Below are 21,908 nucleotides of genomic sequence, written 5' to 3'. Positions count from 1 at the left end.
CACAGTGTCCCCATAGGCCATGAGTTCTTTGCGTTCCAAGAATCATCGCGTTCCAAGAATCTTTGCGGGCTGTTCCCGGTCAAAGATCCGCGAACCACCCAGGGAGCACGTCCGTTGGCAGCCATCGCCCGGTGGTGCATCACGCACCGCCTCGTCGCTCTACTGATCTGGCTGCTCACCTTTGCGGGCGTCGCGGTCGCGGCGGGGATCGCCGGAACCTCGTACTCCAACGACTACGAAGTGCCCGGCACCGAGTCCGGCCGCGCCACCGCCCTCATCGAGGAGGGCTTCCGGGGGCAGAGCGGCGACAGCAACACCATCGTCTGGCACACCACGGAGGGCAGCGTCCGCGCGACGCCCGTCCAGGAGCGCATGTCCGGCATGCTGGACGAGGTCGCGCGGCTCGATTCGGTCGCCTCCGTCAGCAGTCCGTACGCGGCCGAGGGCGCCGCGCAGATCAGCGACGACGGCCACACCGCCTACGCCACCGTCACCTTCGACCAGGGCGCCGACGCCATCCCGGAATCGCATGTCACCGCGGTGATCCACGCGGCGGAGGCGGCCCGGAGCGACGGCGTCCAGGTCGAGCTGGGCGGCACGGCCGTCGGCCTGACCGAGTCCTCCACCGGCCATCTGGCCGAGGTCGTCGGCGTGGCCGTCGCCGCCGTCGTCCTCTTCCTCGCCTTCGGCTCCTTCGCCGCGAGCCTGCTCCCGATCGCGACCGCCGTCGTGTCCGTGGGCACGGCGTACGCGGGAATCGTGCTCCTCGGCCATGTGATGACCGTCGCCGACTTCGCCCCCATGCTGGGCATGCTGATCGGTCTCGGCGTCGGCATCGACTACGCCCTCTTCATCGTCACCCGGCACCGCAAGGGCCTGCGCGCCGGGCTGGGCGTCGCCGAAGCGGCCCAGAACGCCGTCGCCACCACCGGCCGGGCCGTCGTCTTCGCCGGGGCCACCGTCTGTATCGCGCTCCTCGGGATGCTCATCCTGCGGCTCAGCTTCCTCAACGGTGTGGCGATCGCCGCCTGCCTCACGGTCCTCCTCACGGTCGCCGCGTCCGTGACCCTGCTGCCCGCGCTGCTCTCGTACATCGGCATGCGGGCGCTCGGCGGACGCGAGCGGCGGCGGCTGGCCGAGCACGGACCCGGGCCCGAGGTGCCGACGGGCTTCGCGGCGCGGTGGTCCGCGTTCGTGGAACGCCGACCCAAACTCCTCGGGACCGTCGCCGTCGCCGTGATGGCCGTGCTCGCGCTGCCCGCCCTCTCGCTCCACCTCGGCACCTCCGACCAGGGCAACAACCCGTCCTCGTCCACCACCCGCAAGGCGTACGACCTGCTGGCGCACGGCGGCCCGGCCCAGGGCGAGGGCTCCGGGGGAGGCTTCGGACCCGGAGTCAACGGGCCGCTCACCCTCGTCGCCCGGCTCGACGGCGCCGCCGACCGGCTCGCCATGGACCGGCTCCCCGAAGCGCTCAGAGGCGCCGAGGGCATCGCGTCGGTCGGCCCGGTGACGTACAACGACAGCGGTGACACGGCCCTGCTCACCGTCGTACCCGACTCGGCGCCCCAGTCGAAGGCCACCAGCGCGCTCGTCGACCGGCTCCGTGACGATCTGCTGCCCGCGGCGACGGACACCGCCGCGGACGGTACGCCCCTCAAGGTCCACGTCGGCGGTGTGACCGCGGGTTACGACGACTTCGCCGAGATCATCGTCGGCAAACTGCCCCTCTTCGTCGGCGTCGTCATCACCTTCGGCTGTCTGCTCCTGCTGCTCGCCTTCCGGTCCATCGGCATCCCCCTGAAGGCCGCCGCGATGAACATCGCCGCCGTCGCCTCCTCCTTCGGGGTCGTCGTCGCGATCTTCCAGTGGGGCTGGGGGAGCGAGCTGCTGGGCCTGGGCAGGGCGGGCCCGATCGAGCCGTTCCTGCCGGTCATCATGGTCTCCGTGCTCTTCGGGCTCTCGATGGACTACCAGGTCTTCCTGGTCAGCAGGATGTACGAGGAGTGGCTGGCGACCGGCGACAACCGCCGGGCCGTCCGCGTGGGCCTCGCCGAGACCGGCCGGGTGATCAACTCCGCCGCCGTGATCATGATCTCGGTCTTCCTCGCCTTCGTGCTCAGCGGCGACCGGGTCATCGCCATGTTCGGGATCGCGCTGGCCGCCGCCGTCGCCCTCGACGCGTTCGTCCTGCGGACGCTTCTCGTCCCGGCCCTCATGCATCTGCTCGGCGGCGCGAACTGGTGGCTCCCGCGCTGGCTGGACCGCCGCCTTCCGCGGATCAGCATCGAGAACCCCGACTGCCGGACGGATGCGAGGATCCCCGAACAGCAGCACACGAGCGGCGACGGCCGGCTCGTGCCGTGACCGGTGGAGCGAGGAGAGACAAGACGATGTTCGCCATACCCCTGGATCCGGCGGGCGCCGAGGCGGCGGAACTGCGCCCCCTGGAGCCCTGGCAGGCCGAGGAGTACCTCGCCCACATCGACCGGGGGCGGGAGTCCATCGGACGGTTCGTCGGCCTGGCCGACGCCGCGAAGGACCTGGCATCGGCCCGGGCCTTCCTCCAGTCGTACGCCGAGAAGCAGGCGGCCGACAGCGGCCGGATCTACGGCATCTGGCTGGAGGGGACCCTGGTCGGCGGGGTGCTCTTCCGGGTCTTCGACCCCGCCGCGGGCAACTGCGAGGCCGGCTGCTGGCTGGAACCCGCCGGTGTGGGCCGCGGACTGGTCACCCGCGCGGCCCGGGTCATCATCGACTGGGCGGTGGAGGAACGCGGCATGCACCGCGTCGAATGGGTGGTCGCCACCGGGAACACCGCCAGCGTCCGGGTCGCCGAGCGGCTCGGGATGCGGCGGGACGGGATCCTGCGGGAGTCCTACGCGTACGGCGGTGTACGGCACGACATGGAGGTCTGGTCGGTGCTCGCCCCCGAGTGGCGAAAGCTGCGGGCGGCTGCCCGCGCGGCGTCCTGAGCCGTGCCGGATCCTTCCGGACGCGCACGCGCCGAGGGGGATCGGCGGGCTCGTTAAGGGGACTCTCAGACAGGCCGCCTAGCGTGCGCCGCATGAACCCCACAGACACCGAGAAGACCACGGGAACGACGACCCCGCCCGAGGAGCGGGAGCAGACCGCCGAGCCCACCGGGACGGCAACCGGAAGCACCGGGACCGTGGAGGCCGCCGACGCCGAGTCCCGCCCCACCGGGAACGCCGGTGGCTCCGGCGCGCACGCCGGCGCCGAGGACGCCGAGCCGGCGGAGAACAGCGAGTCGGCGAGCGACGGCGAGCCGGAGAGCGACGGTGACGCGGCGGCCCCGCGGGCGTCCTCCGGGCTGCTGTCCGCCGCGGCGGGCGTCATCGCCGCCGGACTCGGCGTTGTGAGCCTCAGCGGCACCTGGGTCGGACGGATCGCCGCCGAACGCCGGACCCTGATCGGCCAGCTCGAAACCTCCCAGGGCAGCAGCCCCGCCGAACAGATCTCCGCGATCTACGGCGACGCCTGGCACACCACCGCCTTCGTCAACGGCATCGTCGCCTTCATCGCGCTGCTCATCGGGGTCGCCGTGCTCACCAGGCCGGGGAAGCCCGGCTGGGTGCGGGCCTTCGCCGTCGCCGGAACCGCTTTCGGCGGCCTCGGGCTGCTCGTCTCGCTCGGCATGTACTTCGATGTCCTGCTGTCCCTGCCCAGCGCGGGCTCCTGACGCCCGCGGGCCCGGAAAAGTCGGTGGTACCGGCATCGGGCCGGTGCTGCAATGTGCTGATGGACCACGACGAGCTGCTCGCCCTGTTCGACCGCCGACTGCGCAGGGAGTTCGCCGACGACAGTCCCGGAACCCGTATCGAACGGGTCGGTGACGTCGTACGGCAGACCGGGGCCGACTGGAACGGCATCCTCTGGTCCGGCCTGGACGAGACCACCGCCGACGCCGCGGTGGCGGCGCAGGTCGCGTACTTCACGGCCCTCGGGCAGGACTTCGAGTGGAAGCTGTACTCCCACGACCGGCCCGCCGACCTCGGCGCGCGGCTGCTGGCGGCGGGTTTCACCACGGAGCCCGACGAGACGCTGATGATCGCCGAGATCGCCCGTCTGCCCCGGGAGCCCGAACTCCCCGACGGCGTACGGCTGGCGGACGTCACCGACCCCGAGGGCGTGGCCCTCATGACCCGGGTGCACGAGCTGGCCTTCGGCCCGGTCGCCGGCCAGATGCGGGAACAGCTCCTGCGGCAGCTGGGCCGGGACACCCGGGTCATGACCGTGGCGATGGCCGGTGAGGTGCCGGTGTGCGCCGCCCGGATGGATCTGCACCCCGGTACCGGGTTCGCCTCGCTGTGGGGAGGCGGCACACACCCCGGCTGGCGCGGACGCGGGATCTATCGCGCCCTGGTCGCCCACCGGGCCCGTATCGCGGCCGCGAGCGGCTGCCGCTTCCTGCAGGTCGACGCGTCCGCAGAGAGCCGCCCGATCCTGGAGCGCCTGGGCTTTCGGGCACTCGCGACGACGACCCCCTACGTCCACGGCATTCCGGATGCCCACGGCGGTCCGGCGGACGTCCGGACGGCCGTCGTCCGGGAGACGGTTCTCCAGAGGCCCCGGTGAACGCGGCGAAGCCGGTGAACTCGGTGAACCCAGGGGCCTGAGCGCATCCGGATCCCCAGGGCCCTTAGGGCGGGGGAGCTGCGGACCTGAGGACCGTGACGGGAATACGCCGCCGCGCCTAAGGCCTCCGGCTCCGCAAGATGCGGAACTCTCCCGATGCCGCCGACCCCCTTGGAAAGCGAGATTGGTGACACGGCACAGCGCCGGAACACTCACCAACAGGGGGTACGACATGTTCGCCTACGAGCTGCAGCGCATCCGCCGGGCCGAGCTGGTCCAGGAGGCCGACAACTACCGCCTCGTCCGGAGGATCCGCAGGGCGCGCCGGGCCGCCAGGAGGTCCGGACAGGAAGCGGAGGGGCGGGTGAGTCCGCCCGGCGAACGGTTCGCCAGGGCCGCCTGAACCGGTGACCGACCTGCCGGGCGGCCCGGTGCCGCGCGTGTTGTCCACAGGCGCGGCGTCCGAGGCCGCCTCGGTGTCGGACCCCTGTGCGATGCTCGGCGGTGTGGAGACAAGATCCGTCAGTCCGGTGTTCGTGGGACGCGCGGGTGAGCTTTCGCTGCTCACCCGCGCGCTGGTCCGCGCTTCCGGCGAGGGCACCGCGAAGGCCGCGGACCACCCCGGGGATCCGCAGGCGCTCCTCATCGGCGGTGAGGCCGGCGTCGGCAAGACGCGCCTCGTCGAGGAGCTGTACGAGGAGGCGCGCCGCCGCGACGCCGTCGTCGCGGTTGGCGGATGCGTCGAGATCGGCGCCGAGGGGCTGCCGTTCGCGCCGTTCTCGGCCGCGCTCCGCTCACTCCACCGCCGGCTGCCCGACGAGATGGCCGCAGCCGCGGCCGGCCAGGAGCAGGAGCTGGCGCGGCTGCTGCCCGAGCTGGGCAGACACCCCCACAGCGACCGGGGCGGACACGACGACGAGGGCATGGCCCGCCTCTTCGAACTGACCACCCGGCTGCTGGAGCGCATCGCCGCCGACCGCACGGTCCTGCTCGTCCTGGAGGATCTGCACTGGGCGGACGCCTCCACACGCCATCTGCTCGCCTATCTCGCCCGCACCCTGCGCCGCGGCCGGCTCGTCATCGTCGCGACCTACCGCTCCGACGACGTGCACCGCCGCCACCCGCTGCGCCCCTTCCTCGCCGAGCTGGACCGCACCCGGACCGTCGAGCGCATCGAGCTGACCCGCTTCAACCGGGGGGAGGTCCGCCGGCAGCTCGCCGGCATCCTCGGCACCGAGCCCGAGCCGGAGACGGTCGACAGCGTCTTCGCACGCTCCGACGGCAACGCCTTCTTCGTCGAGGAGCTGGCCCGCAGCATCGCCGAAGGCAGCCCCTGCGCCCTGCCCGAATCCCTGCGCGACATCCTGCTCGTCCGTGTCGAGGCGCTCCCGGAGGAGGCCCAGCGGGCCGCCTGCATCGTCGCCGAGGGCGGCTCGACCGTGGAGTACGGACTGCTGCGCGCCGTCGCCCGGCTGCCCGAGGACGATCTCATCGAAGCCCTGCGGGCCGCCGTCGGGGCGAACATCCTCCAGCCCACGCCGGACGGCGACGGCTACCGCTTCCGGCACTCCCTCGCCCGGGAGGCCGTCAGCGACGATCTGCTGCCCCCCGAGCGCTCCCGGCTCAGCAGACGGTACGCGGAGGCGCTGGAGGCCGATCCGTCGCTCGTCCCGGAGGAGGAACGGGCCGCGCGGCTCGCCAGCTACTGGTACGGCGCGCGCGACACGGCCAAGGCGCTGCCCGCCGTGCTCGAAGCGGCCGTCGAGGCCCGGCGGCGGCACGCCTACACCGAGCAACTGCGTCTGCTGGAGCGGGCGATGGAGCTGTGGGACGTCGCCCCCGACGATGTCCGCGCGGCCCTGCGCCCGCTCGACTACGCGGAGGCGTACCCGGCCCACTGCGGCGGGCCCGGGACCGCACCGCTGCGCTTTCTGGACCTGCTGGCGGAGGCGACCGTCGCGGGGCGCCTCGGCGGTGAGCGGGAACGGGCGCTGAAGATCACCAGGCGCGGGCAGCGGCTCGCGGAGACGGAGGGCGACTCGCTGCGCGGCGCCTGGTTCTCGGTGCAGCGCTCCCGGCTGGTCACCGCCCTCGGCCGCGGCGACGGCTGGGCCGAGCTGGCGGAGGCCCAGGACCTGGTGCGCGGGCTGCCGCCGTCCTCCGTGCACGCGGAGGTGCTCGCCGAGGTCGCGGGCTGGGCCCGGCTCGCCGCGCCGGGCCCGGAGAGCCTGGCGACGGCCGAACGCGCCGTGGAGTACGCCCGTATGGTCGGCGAACAGCAGACCGAACTGGACGCCCGCCTCTCCCTGGGCGCCCTGATGGTCGACGCGGGGCAGGTCGACGAGGGGCTCGCCGAGATGTACGTGGTCAAGGAGCGCTCCGTCGCTCTGGAGTTCCCCTCCCTCATCGCCCGCGTCCATGTCAATCTGCCGCACTCCCTGGAGGGGGTCGGCCGCTCCGAGGATTCCGTGGACGTCCTCCTCCAAGGAGTCGAACTCTCCCGTCAGTACGGCCTCGTCGACACCGAGGCATGGGTGCTGGGCAATCTGTCGGAGTCGTACTACACGCTCGGACGCTGGGAGGACAGCCTCCGGGCGGCCGAGCGGTCACTGCGCATCGGACTGGGGCCCAAGCCTCTGGGCTGGGCGGCCACCCGCCTCGCCGAACTGGCCCTGGCCCGCGGTGACACGGCCGGGGCCGGAGAGCATCTGAAGGCGGCCCACGCCCACTTCGGCTCCAAGGACCCCCTGCCCCACAGCTCCCTCGTGCTGGACACGATCATGGTCGGCATCGCGGCGGCCGAGGGCCGGGTGCTGGACGCCCGTGCCGCGTTCGAGCGCGCGGTGGCGAACGGCTTCCCGCCCGGCACCCAGCGCTATGCCTGGCCCCTCCTGCGGGTCGCCGCCACGCTGGAGGCCGACACCCGCGGTCTGCCCGCGGCGGAACCGGGGCGTGCCGCGTACCTGGACCGGCTGTGCGAACTGGCCCGCACCCTGACCATCGGCGCACAGCGGTGGCAGGCCCATGAGCGCTGGGTCCGCGCCGAACTCCGCCGCGCCGGGGGCCGGGACACCGCCGCCGACTGGGCGGAGGCGGGCGAGGCGTTCGAGCGGACGGACTCCCCGCACCCGCTGGCGATGGTCCGCCACCGCTGGGCCGAGGCGCTGCTCTCCTCGGACCGCTCCCGCGCCACGGAGCTGCTCCGCCGGTCCGCGGAGACCGCCGGGAGCCTGGGCGCGCGCCCGCTCACCGAGGACATCGCCCTCCTCGCCCAGCGGGCCCGGCTGTCGCTCACCCCGGACAGCTCCCCCTCATCGCCCGAGGGGCCGTCGTCCGGTGGCGCACCCGCTGCGGGGCCCGCGCTCGGTCTGACACCCCGCGAGGAGGACGTCCTTCGCCTGGTGGCGGTGGGCCGCAGCAACCGCCAGATCGCCGAGACGCTCTACATCTCCCCGAAGACGGCGAGTGTCCACGTCTCCAACATCCTGTCCAAACTCGGCGTCTCGGGCCGCGGCGAGGCCGCGGCTCTCGCCCACCGTCTCCGGCTCTTCCCTGACCCGGCCACCGCCGCGGGCGACTGAGCCGGACCACTCGCGCGCGCCGACACCCCATCGGCTCCGTGCCCTGCGCGGGACTGGCTCCGGGCGGGCCCGGGTGCCGGAGCACGCCGTGGCGCCCCGCAGGCGGCGGTGCGCCTCGGGGGCCGGTCCGGCTTCCGAGGCGCCGGCACCGGGCGCCGGCTCGGCACGCACGGCACAGGCCCTCCGGGACGGCGACTCCCGCAGAGACCCTCCGCGTGCACGATCCCCGCACGGACCCGTGGCACACGTGGAGCCGGTCCGGCCCGGGCGGTCGGGCGACCGCTTCCCTACGTGGTTGCAGATCAGGTCCGACCCGGACGGTCGGGCCGGACGGCCCCGCGGCACACGTGGGACCCTTCAGGCTCCGTCAGGTCCGGCCCGGGCGGTCGGGGCGGACAGTGTCACGCGGCCCGGTCGGGCGGGGGCGGGGTGTCTTCCGCCCGCCGTGTCCTGCGCACGGTGACCTTGCCCGACGCGAGGTCTATCGGGCCGCGGCCCGGGTCGCCGTCGCCGACGTCTGTCCGGGTCAGCGCCAGGCGGTTGCGCTCGTCGTCCGTGTGCTTCCGGCCGGGCGCGAAGAGCTGCTCGAATATATTGAACACCAGCGGCACATCCCTCCTTCACTTCACCTCCAGCTGGAGGATCCTGTCGTCCCCCGCCTCGGGCGAGCCCCTGCCGTCCGTCTCGCTGGTGACCAGCAGGATCTTGGAGCCGCCCGCCGAAATGACGGTGCGCAGTCGGCCGTACTCTCCCTGGAGGAACGACTGGGGATCGGCCAGAGGTTCCTTGCCCGCGAGGGGGACCCGCCAGAGCCGCTCACCCCGCAGCGCCGCCACCCAGATCGAGCCCTCCGCGTACGCGATGCCGCTGGGGGACGCCTCCGAGGTCTTCCACTGGACGACCGGGTCCACGAACCCGGGCTTTCCGCCCTTGCCCTCCACCTCCGGCCAGCCGTAGTTCTTGCCCGGCTCGATCAGATTCAGCTCGTCCCAGGTGTTCTGACCGAATTCCGAGGCCCAGAGACGCTTCTCGGAGTCCCAGGCCAGGCCCTGCACATTGCGGTGCCCGAGTGAATAGACGAGGGAATCGGCCTCCGGGTTGCCAGGCGCGGGCCGGCCGTCGGGAGTCATCCTGAGGATCTTGCCCGCGAGCGACTTACGGTCTTGGGAGAGCCCGGTGTCACCCGTCTCGCCCGTACCCGCGTAGAGCATCTTGTCGGGGCCGAACGCGATCCTTCCGCCGTTGTGCACGATGCCCTTGGGAATGTCCCGCAGGATCGTGTCCGGAGCGCCGAGCTGCTGGCCGGCGGGCTTCTGCTCGTCGTACAGCAGACGGGCGACGCGGTTGTCCGACTCGGTGGTGAAGTACACGTACACCTGGCGGTCGGAGGCGAAGCCGGGGGAGAGGGCGAGCCCCAGCAGACCGCCCTCGCCGCCGGGGGCGACACCCGCCACCGAGCCGACGACCGTCTGCTTGCCGCTCTCGCCGTCGACCCGGGTGACCGTGCCCTCGTCGCGGGAGGCGATCAGCAGATCACCGTCCGGGAGCGCGGCGGCGCCCCACGGTGACTTCAGCCCCTTGGTCAGGGTGGACACGACCTTCACGGAGCCCTTCGCGGGCGGTCCCGACGGTGTCGCTCCGCCCCCCGAGGCGGACCCGGACGGCTCCGGGGCCGTCGGGGCCGTCCCTTCAGGGCCGCCCGGCGCCTTGCCGCCGCCGGACGAGCACCCGGCGGCGAACAGCAGCACGGAAGCGGCCAGGACGGCCGTCATACCAGGACGTCGCACGATTCTGATCCCTTCGACGGCTCCCCGTGAGCACGTGTCTACCTTTCTTACACCGCCCGGGCCGCTCAGGTTCCCGATCTTCCATCCCGGTTTCCACGCCGGGTTCCAGCGCCTGTTCCAGCACCGATTCCGCACCGGACTCCCGCACCGGACTCCCGCACCGGACTCCCGCACCGGACTCCCGGGCCGGCGCCCGGTTCGCCGGGCGGGTTCGCCGCGCGAGGGCGTTCCGGGGCGTGAGTACCGTGGCCTCTGTGCCGCGGGCCGCGTGCCGTGACCGCGCAGCGACCGCGTGCCCGTGCCGCGCTCGTACGCCGGGTCGGCTCGGAGTTCCCGCCCCGCCCGCCGGTGCCTCCGGGGCCACCGGCCCCCTGTCTTCCTCGGCCCCTCCACCGTCCCCACGGGCTCCTGCGGCGACCCTCCGCACGCCCGCCTTCCGCGGGCCCGGCCCGGATCGGGGCCGGGGGCCCCGCCCCAGGGAGATCCGGCCCCCGGTCAGTCCCAGGAGCCCAGCGCGTCCGGGAGGCGGGCGATCTCCGACACGTCGTGCTCCGACAGGTCGACCTCCACCGCGGCCGCGTTCTCCCGCGTCCATTCCACGCGCTTCGTGCCGGGCAGGGCGATCACCTGCGGGCCCTGGCGCAGAACCCATGCCAGGGCCACCTGGGCGGGGGTGGTGGCCGGGCCGTGGCGGGCGGCGACGCGGCGGAGAGCCGCGACCAGCGGCTGGTTGGCCGCCATCATCTCGGCCGTGAAGCGGGGGTGGCGGGCCCGGAGGTCGTCCGGCTCGAAGCCCTGGCCCGGCGTCAGCGTCCCGGTGAGGAACCCGTTCCCGAGGGGCATCGCGGCCAGGAACCCCACACCCCGTGCCCCGCACCACGGAAGCAGCCGCTCCAGCGCCTCGGGCGACCAGACCGACAGCTCCGCCTGGACCGCGCTCACCGGGAACACCTGCTGGAGCCGTTCCAGCCGACGAATCGTTCCCTCGTACGGATCTTCGGACGCGCGAGCGCCGGAGCGCCGGAACCCCCGCGCCACCCGGAACGGCTCGCCGTTCCCCGTACCGCCGGGTACCGCACGGTCGGGCCCCGGAGCACCCTGCCCCGCGCCACCGCGCGCGCTCCCCGCGCGCGCCGCAGTTCCGTGCGCCCCCACCGCACACACCCCCAGTGCCCGTACCTTTCCCGCGCCGACCAGCTCGGCCATCGCGCCCCAGGTCTCCTCGACCGGGACCTCCGGATCGGCGCGGTGCAGCTGGTACAGATCGATCACGTCGGTTCCCAGCCGCCGCAGTGAGGCGTCACAGGCCCGCTTCACATAGCCGGGACGGCCGTTGGCGACGACATGCTGGTCGCCGACGAGCAGCCCGACCTTCGTCGAGACGAAGGCGTCCCGCCGGCGCCCCTTCAGGGCACGGCCGATGAGCAGTTCATTGGTGAAGGGGCCGTACATGTCGGCCGTGTCCAGCAGGGTGCAGCCCGCGTCCAGGGCCGCGTGGACGGCGCGCAGGGAGCGGTCACCGTGCTGCTGGGAGGTGGTGTACCCCCAGCTCATCGGCATGCAGCCAAGCCCCACCGCGCCCACCCGCAGTGCCGCCGCGCCGATCGCCCTGCGCTCCACCCGCCCGTACCCCTCCTTCGGCCGCCCACCAACCTAGCCAATGGCCGCCGGCCTCCCGCCCCCGCCCGGTGCGCACCGGCACACCGGGTCCCGGCCCGGGACAGGCTCTAACCTCCTGACCATGACCTCTGACATATGGCTTCCCATTCCCGCCGACGAGATCGAGGGGCTGCCGGCGCCCGAGGAGTCGGGCTTCCGGTACCGCTTCTGGAACGGCGACGAGTTCCCCGCCGACCCGGCCGCGTGTGTCTTCTACACCGTCCCGTACACGAGGCCCGAGATCGCGGTCCGCCCGCTGCCCGGGATGACCTCGGTGCGGGCCGTACAGACACTCTCCGCGGGAACCGACCATGTCGAGCCGGGCCTCGCATCGCTGCACGGCGGTGTACGCCTCTGCAATGCCAAGGGGGTCCACGAGGCGTCCACCGCCGAACTCGCCCTCGCCCTCACCCTCGCGTCCCTGCGCGGAATCCCCGGTTTCACCCGCGGCCAGGACCGGGAGGAGTGGCAGGCGGGCTTCTACCCGGCCCTGGCGGACAAATCGGTCCTCATCGTGGGATACGGATCGATCGGCGCGGCCATCGAGGACCGGCTCGCGCCCTTTGAATGCGCGCGGGTGGCGCGCGTCGCGCGCTCCCCCCGCGCTACCGCGCGCGGGGAAGTGCGCGCATTCACCGAACTGCCGGTCCTGGTCCCGGAGGCTGATGTGGTGATCCTCTCCACCCCGCTCACCGAGCAGACGAGGGGCATGGTGAACGCGGACTTCCTGGCCGGAATGAAGGACGGCGCGCTGCTGGTGAACGTGGCACGCGGTGCGGTCGTCGACACCGGGGCCCTCCTCGCGGAGGTGGCGAGCGGGCGCATCACGGCGGCGCTCGACGTCACCGACCCCGAGCCGCTGCCCGCGGGCCATCCGCTGTGGCACGCGCCGGGTGTGCTGATCAGCCCCCATGTGGGCGGCTCCACCTCGGCGTTCATGCCCCGCGCCACGAAGCTGCTCGCCCGGCAGCTCACCCGGTTCGCCGCCGGGGAACCCCTCGTCAATCTCGTACGTACAACCGAATAGGCCCGCCGTCACAGTCGGTCTCCCGTCCGGCGGCGGAAGGGAGTGATCCGGACGCGTCCCACTCCGTCACAGCCGAAAACTCTGCGAAGTCATCCGATCGCTCCGCGCGCCTGCACCCGAAAAGATGGTCACTGAGAGTAGAGGGACTATGTCCCTGAGTGACCGTCCTGGTGTATCGTCCCGACTTGGGGGCTGCACCGGGCATGCGGCGGTGCGGTGACGCGACCTGACTGCCGATCAGACTTCGAGGGGGGCGACGGGCGATGCACGGCCAATGGACCACCGATCCGACGCGGCGGGGACGCCGACGACGACCCTCGCACGCACCGGAGCGCGGCCCCGCACGGACATCCGTCGGTGCGCGCGGGCGCGGCACCGCTCGCAGGCGCGGTCCGGACGCGATCACACCATCCCGTGGGTCGCGGACGCCAGCCGACACGACGGTGACGGCACCGCGAGGAGCGGCCCGGTGAGCGCCCCGGAGGCGCTCACGGCCCGCCGGTCGGCCTCCGGCAGCGCCGTCGGCCTGTTCTCCCAGCTCGCACTGGCGCTCATCTGCGCCGGGTACGCCGTCGGCGCGGGCCTCGGCTGGGGTTCCCCCGAACTCGCGCTGATCATGGGCGACTTCGGCCTCAGCGCCGGTGCCCTCGTCGCCGCCGTCTCCTGCTTCCTCTACGCCAGGAAGGGCCCCCGCCGGCTGCGGCCCGCCTGGCTGCTGTTCGCGCTCTCCTCCGCCATGGCGTCGGCGGGGAACGCGGTCTGGGGGTGGTACGAGGTCGTTCTCGGCCGTGAGGTACCGAGCCCCTCCATCGCCGATCTGTTCTTCCTCTGTTTCGCGCCGCCCGCCATCGTCGGCCTCCTCGTGCTGGCGAAAAGGCCGGTCACCAAGGCCGGCTGGGTCTGCCTCGGGCTCGACGCCTGGCTGATCGGCGGCTCCTTGCTGACCATCTCGTGGAGTCTCGCGCTCGCCCACACCGCACAGGCCCGGGGGGAGGAAGTGGCTCCGGCGGCGCTCTCCCTCGCCTATCCGCTGCTGGACATCGTCCTCGTCAGCATGGTGCTCGCCCTGCACTTCCGCCGCTCGGGCGGCAACCGCTCGGCCATCAACACCGCCGTCGCGGCCCTCGCCCTGACCGTCCTGTGCGACGCCCTGTTCACCTCCCCGCTGCTGCGGGAGAGCTATCGCTCGGGACAGCTCCTGGACGCGGGCTGGTTCGCCGGCTCCCTGCTGCTGGCGTACGCGCCCTGGGGCGCGCGCCGTCAGACGGAGACGGCGAGACCTCCGCGGGGACAGCGCCACCCCACCCGCCCGGTCGCCGGCTCGCTCGCCGCCCTCACCCCGTACCTGGCCGCCGCGGTCTGCACGCTCGGCATCCTCTACAACGTTGTCGAGGGCCGCCGCGTCGACCGGGTGGTCGTCCTCACCGGCTGTACGGTCGTGCTCGCCCTGGTCGTCCGGCAGGGGATCATGCTCCTGGACAACATCGCCCTCACCCATGAGCTGGCGCAGAAGGAGAACCATTTCCGCTCGCTGGTGCAGGGCTCCAGCGATGTCATCATGATCGCGGCCCCCACCGGGGTGCTGCGCTATGTGAGCCCGGCCGCCTCCGGGGTCTACGGGCGGGAGGCCGAGGATCTGATCGGCTCCGAGCTGGCCAGTCTGATCCACCCCGAAGACCTCGGACGGGTCGTCCACGAGGTACGGCGGTTTCTGGCCGCGCCCCCCGCCGACGAACCCACCACCCGTATCGAGTGCCGGTTCAGATCCGGGGGCGGCGACTGGCTCAATGTGGAGTCCACCGTCAACCGCCACCAGGGCGGCCTGATCTTCAACAGCCGCGATGTCACCGAACGGGTCCGGCTCCAGGCCCAGCTGCAGCACAACGCCGAGCACGACCCGCTCACCGACCTGCCCAACCGCGCCCTGTTCACCAAGCGTGTCCGCCAGGCCCTCGGCGGCCGGCGCTCCGGCGACCCGGGCACCGCCGTGCTCTTCATCGACCTCGACGGCTTCAAGGCGGTCAACGACCGGCTCGGCCATCAGGCCGGCGACGAGCTGCTGGTCATGGCAGCCGGGCGGCTCGCCGATTCCGTACGGACCGGGGACACCGCCGCGCGCCTCGGCGGGGACGAGTTCGCGGCCCTCATCCTCGGCGACGGCACGCGTGACCGGGCCGCCCGCGAGGCCCAGGTCGCCGAGATCGCCGACCGGCTGCGCCTGACCCTGTCCCAGCCGTACCGCATCGACGGCACCGACGTACGGGTCGCCGCCTCCATCGGGGTCGCGTTCGCCGAGCCGTCCCTCACCCCCACCGACCTCATGCGCAACGCCGATCTCGCCATGTACCGGGCCAAGGCGGGCGGCAAGGACCGCGTCGAGCTGTACGCCCCCCAGATGCAGGCCGAGGTGGTCCGCCGCACCGAACTGGCCGCCCGGCTGCGCAGCGCTCTCCACGAGGGCGAGTTCGCGCTGCTGCACCAGCCCGTGGTGAGCCTCGCCACCGGTCGTATCGAGGCCGTCGCCGCCCAGGCGCGCTGGCGCTCGGCCCAGGGCATCCTCTTCACCCCCGCCGAGTTCCTGCGCGTCGCCGAGGACAGCGACCGCACGGCGGAGCTGGGCCGCTGGCTGCTGGAGGAGGCCGTGGAGCAGGCCGCCGATCGTGGCAGACACGGCCACCCGGTGCCGGTCTCCGTCCGGCTCTCCGCCCGCAGACTTCTGGACAGATCGCTGCCGCTCGGCAGTGTGGAGGCCCTTCTCACCCGGCACGGGCTGCCGTCCGGGGCGCTGGTCATCGAGCTGGCGGACAGCGACCCCCGGATCTCCTTCGACGAGCTGGAACAGCGTCTGGTCGCCCTGCGCAGGCTCGGTGTGAGGATCGCGCTCGACGGCTTCGGCAGCGGCTACGCCGCGATCAACGCCCTGCGCAGACTGCCCGTGGACGTGCTGAAGCTGGACAGGGGACTGGTCGAGGGCATCGTCGAGTCCGCCCGGCTCCACAAGATCACCAGCGGGCTGCTGCGGATCGCCAATGACCTCGGTATGCAGTCCGTGGCCGAGGGCGTCGACGTTCCGGAGCAGGTGACCGCCCTGCGGACCATGGGCTGTACGCATGGCCAGGGCATGGCGTTCTCCGGCGCCCTGGACGAGTACCGGCTGCGAAGGGCCCTGGTCAGAGACCATGTCCCGGTTCCGCGAGGGGGAGCGTTGCCCGTGCTCGCGGGGGGCTCGAAAGGTGGCGCGTTCAGTATCCACAACGGCTCGAATAGTGAGACGCGCGTCCCACCGGCTTGACAGTGATGCCGCGTGAGGGAGAGGGTCTTTGCCATGCGCACCCGAATTCTCGTACTTGGAAAGCGCGTCGGCTGAGCGGGACTCCGCAAGGAACCCGCAGACCCCTCCCGACGCGCTCCCCTCGCTTGCCTCCCGGCACGAGGGGTTTTTTGTTGCACCGGCACCTGTGCCAAACAGAGAAACACCAGGCAAAACCCCCAGCATCACCCCCGTACCACGACCGGCAGCACCTCCGCAGAACCCCTCAGCGTCAACCCTCAGCTTCGAGAAGAGAATGCCGATGACCGAGCAGGCCACCGGGGCCCACCATCCCCAGCCGCGGGCCCGTACTGGCGGACAGCAGACCGCCGCCGTTGAGCACGTCACGGGCGCGCAGTCCCTCATCCGCTCTCTCGAGGAAGTGGGTGCCGACACCGTATTCGGCATTCCCGGCGGCGCCATCCTTCCCGCGTACGACCCGATGATGGACTCGACCCGGGTCCGTCACATCCTGGTCCGTCATGAGCAGGGCGCCGGACACGCGGCCACCGGATACGCGCAGGCCACGGGCAAGGTCGGGGTCTGCATGGCCACCTCGGGTCCGGGCGCGACCAATCTGGTGACCCCGATCGCCGACGCGCACATGGACTCCGTCCCGCTGGTCGCGATCACCGGCCAGGTGGCGTCCAAGGCCATCGGCACGGACGCCTTCCAGGAGGCGGACATCGTCGGCATCACCATGCCGATCACCAAGCACAACTACCTGGTCACCAAGGCGGAGGACATCCCGCGGACGATCGCCGAGGCGTTCCACATCGCCTCCACCGGCCGTCCCGGGCCCGTCCTCGTCGACATCGCCAAGGACGCGCTCCAGGCGCAGACGACCTTCAGCTGGCCGCCGACGCAGGACCTGCCCGGCTACCGTCCGGTCACCAAGCCGCACGCCAAGCAGATCCGCGAGGCGGCGAAACTGATCGTCCAGGCCCGGCGCCCGGTGCTGTACGTCGGCGGCGGCGTCATGAAGGCCGGGGCCACCGCCGAGCTGAAGGTCCTCGCCGAGCTGACCGGAGCCCCCGTCACCACCACCCTGATGGCGCTGGGCTCCTTCCCCGACAGCCACCCGCTGCACGTGGGAATGCCGGGCATGCACGGTTCGGTCACCGCCGTCACCGCGCTGCAGAAGGCCGACCTGATCGTCGCCCTCGGAGCCCGCTTCGACGACCGCGTCACCGGCAAGCTGGACAGCTTCGCCCCGTACGCCAAGATCGTGCACGCCGACATCGACCCGGCCGAGATCGGCAAGAACCGCACCGCGGACGTCCCGATCGTGGGTGACGCCCGCGAGGTCATCGCCGATCTCGTCCAGGCAGTCCAGGCCGAGCACAGCGAGGGCCACACCGGCGACTACACCGCCTGGTGGAGCGATCTGAACCGCTGGCGCGAGACCTACCCGCTGGGCTACGACCAGCCCGACGACGGCAGCCTCTCCCCGCAGCAGGTCATCCAGCGGATCGGCGAGCTGGCCCCCGAGGGCACGATCTTCGCGGCCGGCGTCGGCCAGCACCAGATGTGGGCCGCGCACTTCATCCAGTACGAGAAGCCCGCCACCTGGCTGAACTCCGGCGGCGCCGGGACGATGGGGTACGCGGTCCCGGCCGCGATGGGCGCCAAGGCAGGCGTCCCGGACCGCACCGTCTGGGCGATCGACGGCGACGGCTGCTTCCAGATGACCAACCAGGAACTCACCACCTGCGCGCTCAACAACATCCCGGTCAAGATCGCCATCATCAACAACGGCGCGCTCGGGATGGTCCGCCAGTGGCAGACCCTCTTCTACAACCAGCGCTACTCCAACACCGTGCTGCACTCCGGCCCCGAGGCCGACGGCAGGGAGCCCAGCGCCGGCACCCGCGTCCCGGACTTCGTCAAGCTGTCGGAGGCCATGGGCTGCCACGCGATCCGCTGCGAGTCCCCGGACGAGCTGGACAAGGTCATCGCCGAGGCCAACGCGATCAACGACCGGCCCGTCGTGATCGACTTCATCGTCCACGAGGACGCCATGGTGTGGCCCATGGTCGCCGCCGGCACCTCCAACGACGAGGTCATGGCCGCGCGCGGCGTCCGTCCCGACTTCGGCGACAACGAAGACGACTGAAGCGAAGAGAGAGACGAGAGACCCACCCCATGTCCAAGCACACGCTCTCCGTCCTGGTGGAGAACACCCCGGGCATCCTCGCCCGGATCGCCGCACTGTTCTCCCGCCGCGGCTTCAACATCGACTCGCTCGCCGTCGGCGTCACCGAGCACCCCGACATCTCCCGCATCACCATCGTGGTCAATGTCGAGGACCTGCCGCTGGAGCAGGTGACCAAGCAGCTCAACAAGCTGGTCAGCGTACTGAAGATCGTCGAGCTGGAGCCGGGTGGCGCGATCCAGCGCGAACTGGTCCTGGTGAAGGTCCGCGCGGACAACGAGACCCGCTCCCAGATCGTCGAGATCGTCCAGCTCTTCCGCGCCAAGACCGTGGACGTGTCACCCGAGGCGGTCACCATCGAGGCCACCGGTTCGAGTGACAAGCTGGACGCCATGCTCAAGATGCTGGAGCAGTTCGGCATCAAGGAACTCGTCCAGTCCGGCACCATCGCCATAGGGCGCGGCTCGCGGTCCATCACGGACCGCTCCCTGCGGGCTCTCGACCGCAGCGCCTGAGCGGGCGGGCACCGTCGCGGTCCCCGTGGACCGCGGCGGCGGCAGGCGCCCGCCGGTGACGCGCACCCGCCGCCCGCGGCTCGCCCGGGCGGCGGCGGGACCCCGTCCGCACGGTCGGCCGGCCACCGCCCGCCCCGTGGAAGCGCCCCGCGGCGCCGTATCGCCCGCACCGGGGCCGCCGGCACCGCCCGCACCACGACCGTCACATTGCTCGCATAGCGAGACCCGAAAACTTTCCCGCCTCCCCCCGCCGTACGGTGGGACGCAACATCTGCACCCCAAGGAGATATCCCAGTGGCCGAGCTGTTCTACGACGACGATGCCGACCTGTCCATCATCCAGAACCGCAAGGTCGCGGTCATCGGCTACGGCAGCCAGGGCCACGCCCACGCGCTGTCGCTCCGTGACTCGGGCGTCGACGTGCGGGTCGGTCTGCACGAGGGCTCCAAGTCCAAGGCCAAGGCCGAGGAGCAGGGGCTGCGCGTGGTGACGCCCGCCGAGGCGTCCGCCGAGGCCGACGTCATCATGATCCTGGTCCCGGACCCGATCCAGGCCCAGGTCTACGAGGAGTCCATCGCCCCGAACCTCAAGGACGGCGACGCGCTGTTCTTCGGGCACGGCCTCAACATCCGCTTCGGCTTCATCAAGCCCCCGGCCGGTGTCGACGTCGCCATGGTCGCGCCGAAGGGCCCGGGCCACCTGGTCCGCCGCCAGTACGAGGAGGGCCGCGGCGTTCCGTGCATCGCCGCCGTCGAGCAGGACGCCACCGGCAAGGCCTTCGCGCTGGCCCTCTCGTACGCCAAGGGCATCGGCGGCACCCGCGCCGGCGTCATCAAGACGACCTTCACCGAGGAGACCGAGACCGACCTCTTCGGCGAGCAGGCCGTGCTGTGCGGGGGTACGTCCGCGCTGGTCAAGGCGGGCTTCGAGACTCTGGTCGAGGCCGGTTACCAGCCCGAGATCGCGTACTTCGAGTGCCTCCACGAGCTGAAGCTGATCGTGGACCTGATGTACGAGGGCGGCCTGGAGAAGATGCGCTGGTCGGTCTCCGAGACCGCCGAGTGGGGCGACTACGTCACCGGCCCCCGCATCATCACGGACCAGACCAAGGCCGAGATGAAGAAGATCCTCGCCGAGATCCAGGACGGCACCTTCGCCAAGAACTGGATGGACGAGTACCACGGCGGTCTGAAGAAGTACAACGAGTACAAGACGCAGGACGAGAACCACCTGCTGGAGACCACCGGCAAGGAGCTGCGCAAGCTCATGAGCTGGGTCGACAACGACGAGGCGTGAGCCGTGGGCGCGGGGCCGGGACAGCGGTGTCCCGGCCCTTCGCCGTGCGACCACCCCCAGTACCCCCAGCCCCGGGGGCTCCGCTGCGCCACTTCGTCCAGCCACGGACGGGTGATCCTGCCGCGAAGGCGCAGGACACGACCCGACGCACCACTACACTTCTCAACAACACGCGTCAGGCCCACAGTGTCGTGCGTCTTCCACGCGGCTAGCCCCCTCCACCGCCTGCGGCCGTCGGGACGGCCGTCCGCACTGGACATGTGAGGACTCCTGTGAGCGCTGAGCTTGCTCGTAAACCTGTCGTACTGATCGCCGAAGAGCTGTCGCCCGCCACCGTGGACGCGCTCGGTCCGGACTTCGAGATCCGGCACTGCAACGGCGCCGACCGCGCCGAGCTGATCCCCGCGATCGCCGATGTGGACGCGATCCTCGTCCGCTCCGCCACCAAGGTCGACGCCGAGGCCATCGCCGCCGCGAAGAAGCTCAGGGTCGTCGCCCGCGCCGGAGTCGGCCTGGACAACGTCGATGTCTCCGCCGCCACCAAGGCCGGCGTGATGGTGGTCAACGCCCCGACGTCGAACATCGTCACCGCGGCCGAGCTGGCCTGCGGTCTGCTGGTCGCCACCGCGCGCAATATCCCGCAGGCCAACACCGCCCTGAAGAACGGCGAGTGGAAGCGCTCCAAGTACACCGGCGTCGAGCTGGCCGAGAAGACGCTCGGCGTCGTCGGCCTCGGCCGTATCGGAGTGCTCGTCGCCCAGCGGATGTCCGCCTTCGGCATGAAGATCGTGGCGTACGACCCCTACGTCCAGCCGGCGCGCGCCGCGCAGATGGGCGTCAAGCTGCTCTCGCTCGACGAGCTGCTGGAGGCCTCCGACTTCATCACCGTGCATCTGCCCAAGACGCCCGAGACGCTCGGTCTGATCGGTGACGAGGCACTGCACAAGGTGAAGCCGACCGTCCGGATCGTCAACGCCGCGCGCGGCGGGATCGTCGACGAGGAGGCGCTGTACTCGGCGCTCAAGGAGGGCCGGGTCGCGGGCGCGGGCCTTGACGTGTACGCGAAGGAGCCATGCACGGACTCCCCGCTCTTCCAGTTCGACCAGGTCGTCTGCACCCCGCACCTCGGCGCGTCCACCGACGAGGCGCAGGAGAAGGCGGGCATCGCCGTCGCCCGTTCCGTGCGGCTCGCGCTCGCCGGTGAGCTGGTCCCGGACGCGGTCAACGTCCAGGGCGGTGTGATCGCCGAGGACGTCAAGCCGGGTCTGCCGCTCGCCGAGCGCCTCGGCCGGATCTTCACCGCGCTCGCGGGCGAGGTCGCGGTCCGGCTCGACGTCGAGGTGTACGGCGAGATCACCCAGCACGATGTCAAGGTGCTCGAACTGTCCGCGCTCAAGGGCGTCTTCGAGGACGTCGTCGACGAGACCGTGTCGTATGTCAACGCCCCGCTGTTCGCGCAGGAGCGCGGTGTCGAGGTGAGGCTGACGACCAGCTCGGAGTCCCCGGACCACCGCAATGTCGTCACCGTGCGCGGCACGCTGTCGGGCGGCGAGGAGATCTCGGTCTCCGGCACGCTGGCCGGCCCGAAGAACCTCCAGAAGATCGTCGGCATCGGTGAGCACGATGTGGATCTGGCGCTCGCCGACCACATGCTCGTCCTGCGCTACGAGGACCGTCCCGGTGTCGTCGGCACCGTCGGCCGGATCCTCGGCGAGGCCGGTCTGAACATCGCGGGCATGCAGGTCTCCCGCGCCGAGGAGGGCGGCGAGGCCCTCGTCGTGCTGACGGTGGACGACACCGTTCCGCCGCCGGTGGTGGCGGAGATCGCCGAGGAGATCGGCGCGGCGTCGGCGCGCTCGGTGAATCTGTCGGACTGACACCGTCCGGGAGCAACCGGCATCGTCCAGGTGGCAGGGGAAGGGCCCGGCTCGATCGGTGAGCCGGGCCTTCCGCGTACGCCCGCGCGCAGCCTCGCCCCA

At 71.8% G+C, this 21,908-nt stretch carries 15 protein-coding genes; 12 read left to right on the top strand and 3 right to left on the bottom strand.

Going from position 1 to position 21,908, the window contains the following annotated elements; genetic code table 11:
• Window positions 1-114: 114 nt before the first annotated feature.
• From ACFYT4_RS12400 to ACFYT4_RS12375, 6 genes are all read left to right on the top strand, one after another.
• Complete coding sequence (locus tag ACFYT4_RS12400; protein WP_389267504.1) at window positions 115-2,367, top strand: MMPL family transporter; 2,253 nt, start codon at window positions 115-117, stop codon at window positions 2,365-2,367.
• Window positions 2,368-2,393: 26 nt separating this feature from the next.
• Complete coding sequence (locus tag ACFYT4_RS12395; RefSeq protein WP_389267503.1) at window positions 2,394-2,975, top strand: GNAT family N-acetyltransferase; 582 nt, start codon at window positions 2,394-2,396, stop codon at window positions 2,973-2,975.
• Between the two features lie 92 nt (window positions 2,976-3,067).
• Window positions 3,068-3,703, top strand: coding sequence for a hypothetical protein (locus ACFYT4_RS12390; protein ID WP_389267502.1), 636 nt, complete (start codon window positions 3,068-3,070; stop codon window positions 3,701-3,703).
• Between the two features lie 59 nt (window positions 3,704-3,762).
• Window positions 3,763-4,599 carry a GNAT family N-acetyltransferase gene (locus ACFYT4_RS12385; protein ID WP_389267501.1) on the top strand — a complete coding sequence of 279 codons (837 nt, stop codon included), beginning with the start codon at window positions 3,763-3,765 and terminating at the stop codon, window positions 4,597-4,599.
• Between the two features lie 187 nt (window positions 4,600-4,786).
• Window positions 4,787-5,002 (top strand): hypothetical protein, encoded by a 216-nt coding sequence (locus ACFYT4_RS12380; RefSeq protein ID WP_389267500.1) that lies wholly within the window; start codon window positions 4,787-4,789, stop codon window positions 5,000-5,002.
• A gap of 91 nt (window positions 5,003-5,093) precedes the next feature.
• The gene (locus ACFYT4_RS12375) at window positions 5,094-8,180 is read left to right on the top strand and encodes an AAA family ATPase (protein ID WP_389267543.1); all 3,087 of its coding nucleotides are present in this window, start codon (window positions 5,094-5,096) and stop codon (window positions 8,178-8,180) included.
• Window positions 8,181-8,581: 401 nt separating this feature from the next.
• Here ACFYT4_RS12375 and ACFYT4_RS12370 read toward each other — a convergent pair whose 3' ends face one another.
• The 3 genes from ACFYT4_RS12370 to ACFYT4_RS12360 all read right to left on the bottom strand — a co-directional run bounded on the left by ACFYT4_RS12370 (window position 8,582) and on the right by ACFYT4_RS12360 (window position 11,587).
• Window positions 8,582-8,782 (bottom strand): DUF6191 domain-containing protein, encoded by a 201-nt coding sequence (locus ACFYT4_RS12370; protein WP_389267499.1) that lies wholly within the window; start codon window positions 8,780-8,782, stop codon window positions 8,582-8,584.
• An 18-nt stretch (window positions 8,783-8,800) separates the two neighbouring features.
• Entirely contained in the window at window positions 8,801-9,952 is a 1,152-nt protein-coding gene (locus tag ACFYT4_RS12365; RefSeq protein WP_389267541.1) for a PQQ-dependent sugar dehydrogenase, read from the bottom strand.
• A gap of 510 nt (window positions 9,953-10,462) precedes the next feature.
• The gene (locus ACFYT4_RS12360; protein ID WP_389267498.1) at window positions 10,463-11,587 is read right to left on the bottom strand and encodes an aldo/keto reductase; all 1,125 of its coding nucleotides are present in this window, start codon (window positions 11,585-11,587) and stop codon (window positions 10,463-10,465) included.
• Window positions 11,588-11,720: 133 nt separating this feature from the next.
• Between ACFYT4_RS12360 and ACFYT4_RS12355 the strand changes: the two genes are divergently transcribed.
• The 6 genes from ACFYT4_RS12355 to serA all read left to right on the top strand — a co-directional run bounded on the left by ACFYT4_RS12355 (window position 11,721) and on the right by serA (window position 21,806).
• Entirely contained in the window at window positions 11,721-12,653 is a 933-nt protein-coding gene (locus tag ACFYT4_RS12355; RefSeq protein WP_389267539.1) for a 2-hydroxyacid dehydrogenase, read from the top strand.
• A gap of 469 nt (window positions 12,654-13,122) precedes the next feature.
• Window positions 13,123-15,945 (top strand): putative bifunctional diguanylate cyclase/phosphodiesterase, encoded by a 2,823-nt coding sequence (locus tag ACFYT4_RS12350; RefSeq protein ID WP_389267497.1) that lies wholly within the window; start codon window positions 13,123-13,125, stop codon window positions 15,943-15,945.
• A gap of 274 nt (window positions 15,946-16,219) precedes the next feature.
• Window positions 16,220-18,079 carry an acetolactate synthase large subunit gene (locus ACFYT4_RS12345; protein WP_389267496.1) on the top strand — a complete coding sequence of 620 codons (1,860 nt, stop codon included), beginning with the start codon at window positions 16,220-16,222 and terminating at the stop codon, window positions 18,077-18,079.
• 29 nt (window positions 18,080-18,108) lie between these two features.
• Window positions 18,109-18,633 carry an acetolactate synthase small subunit gene (ilvN, locus tag ACFYT4_RS12340; RefSeq protein WP_389267494.1) on the top strand — a complete coding sequence of 175 codons (525 nt, stop codon included), beginning with the start codon at window positions 18,109-18,111 and terminating at the stop codon, window positions 18,631-18,633.
• Window positions 18,634-18,927: 294 nt separating this feature from the next.
• Complete coding sequence (ilvC, locus tag ACFYT4_RS12335; RefSeq protein WP_389267493.1) at window positions 18,928-19,929, top strand: ketol-acid reductoisomerase; 1,002 nt, start codon at window positions 18,928-18,930, stop codon at window positions 19,927-19,929.
• Window positions 19,930-20,201: 272 nt separating this feature from the next.
• Entirely contained in the window at window positions 20,202-21,806 is a 1,605-nt protein-coding gene (gene serA, locus ACFYT4_RS12330) for a phosphoglycerate dehydrogenase (protein ID WP_389267492.1), read from the top strand.
• Window positions 21,807-21,908 lie beyond the last annotated feature (102 nt).

Origin of the sequence: Streptomyces sp. NPDC004609, assembly GCF_042873655.1 — a bacterium.
Classification (GTDB): Bacteria; Actinomycetota; Actinomycetes; order Streptomycetales; family Streptomycetaceae; genus Streptomyces.
The sequence above is the reverse complement of the archived record's forward strand: the minus strand, read 5'-3'. Positions and strand labels throughout refer to the sequence as shown.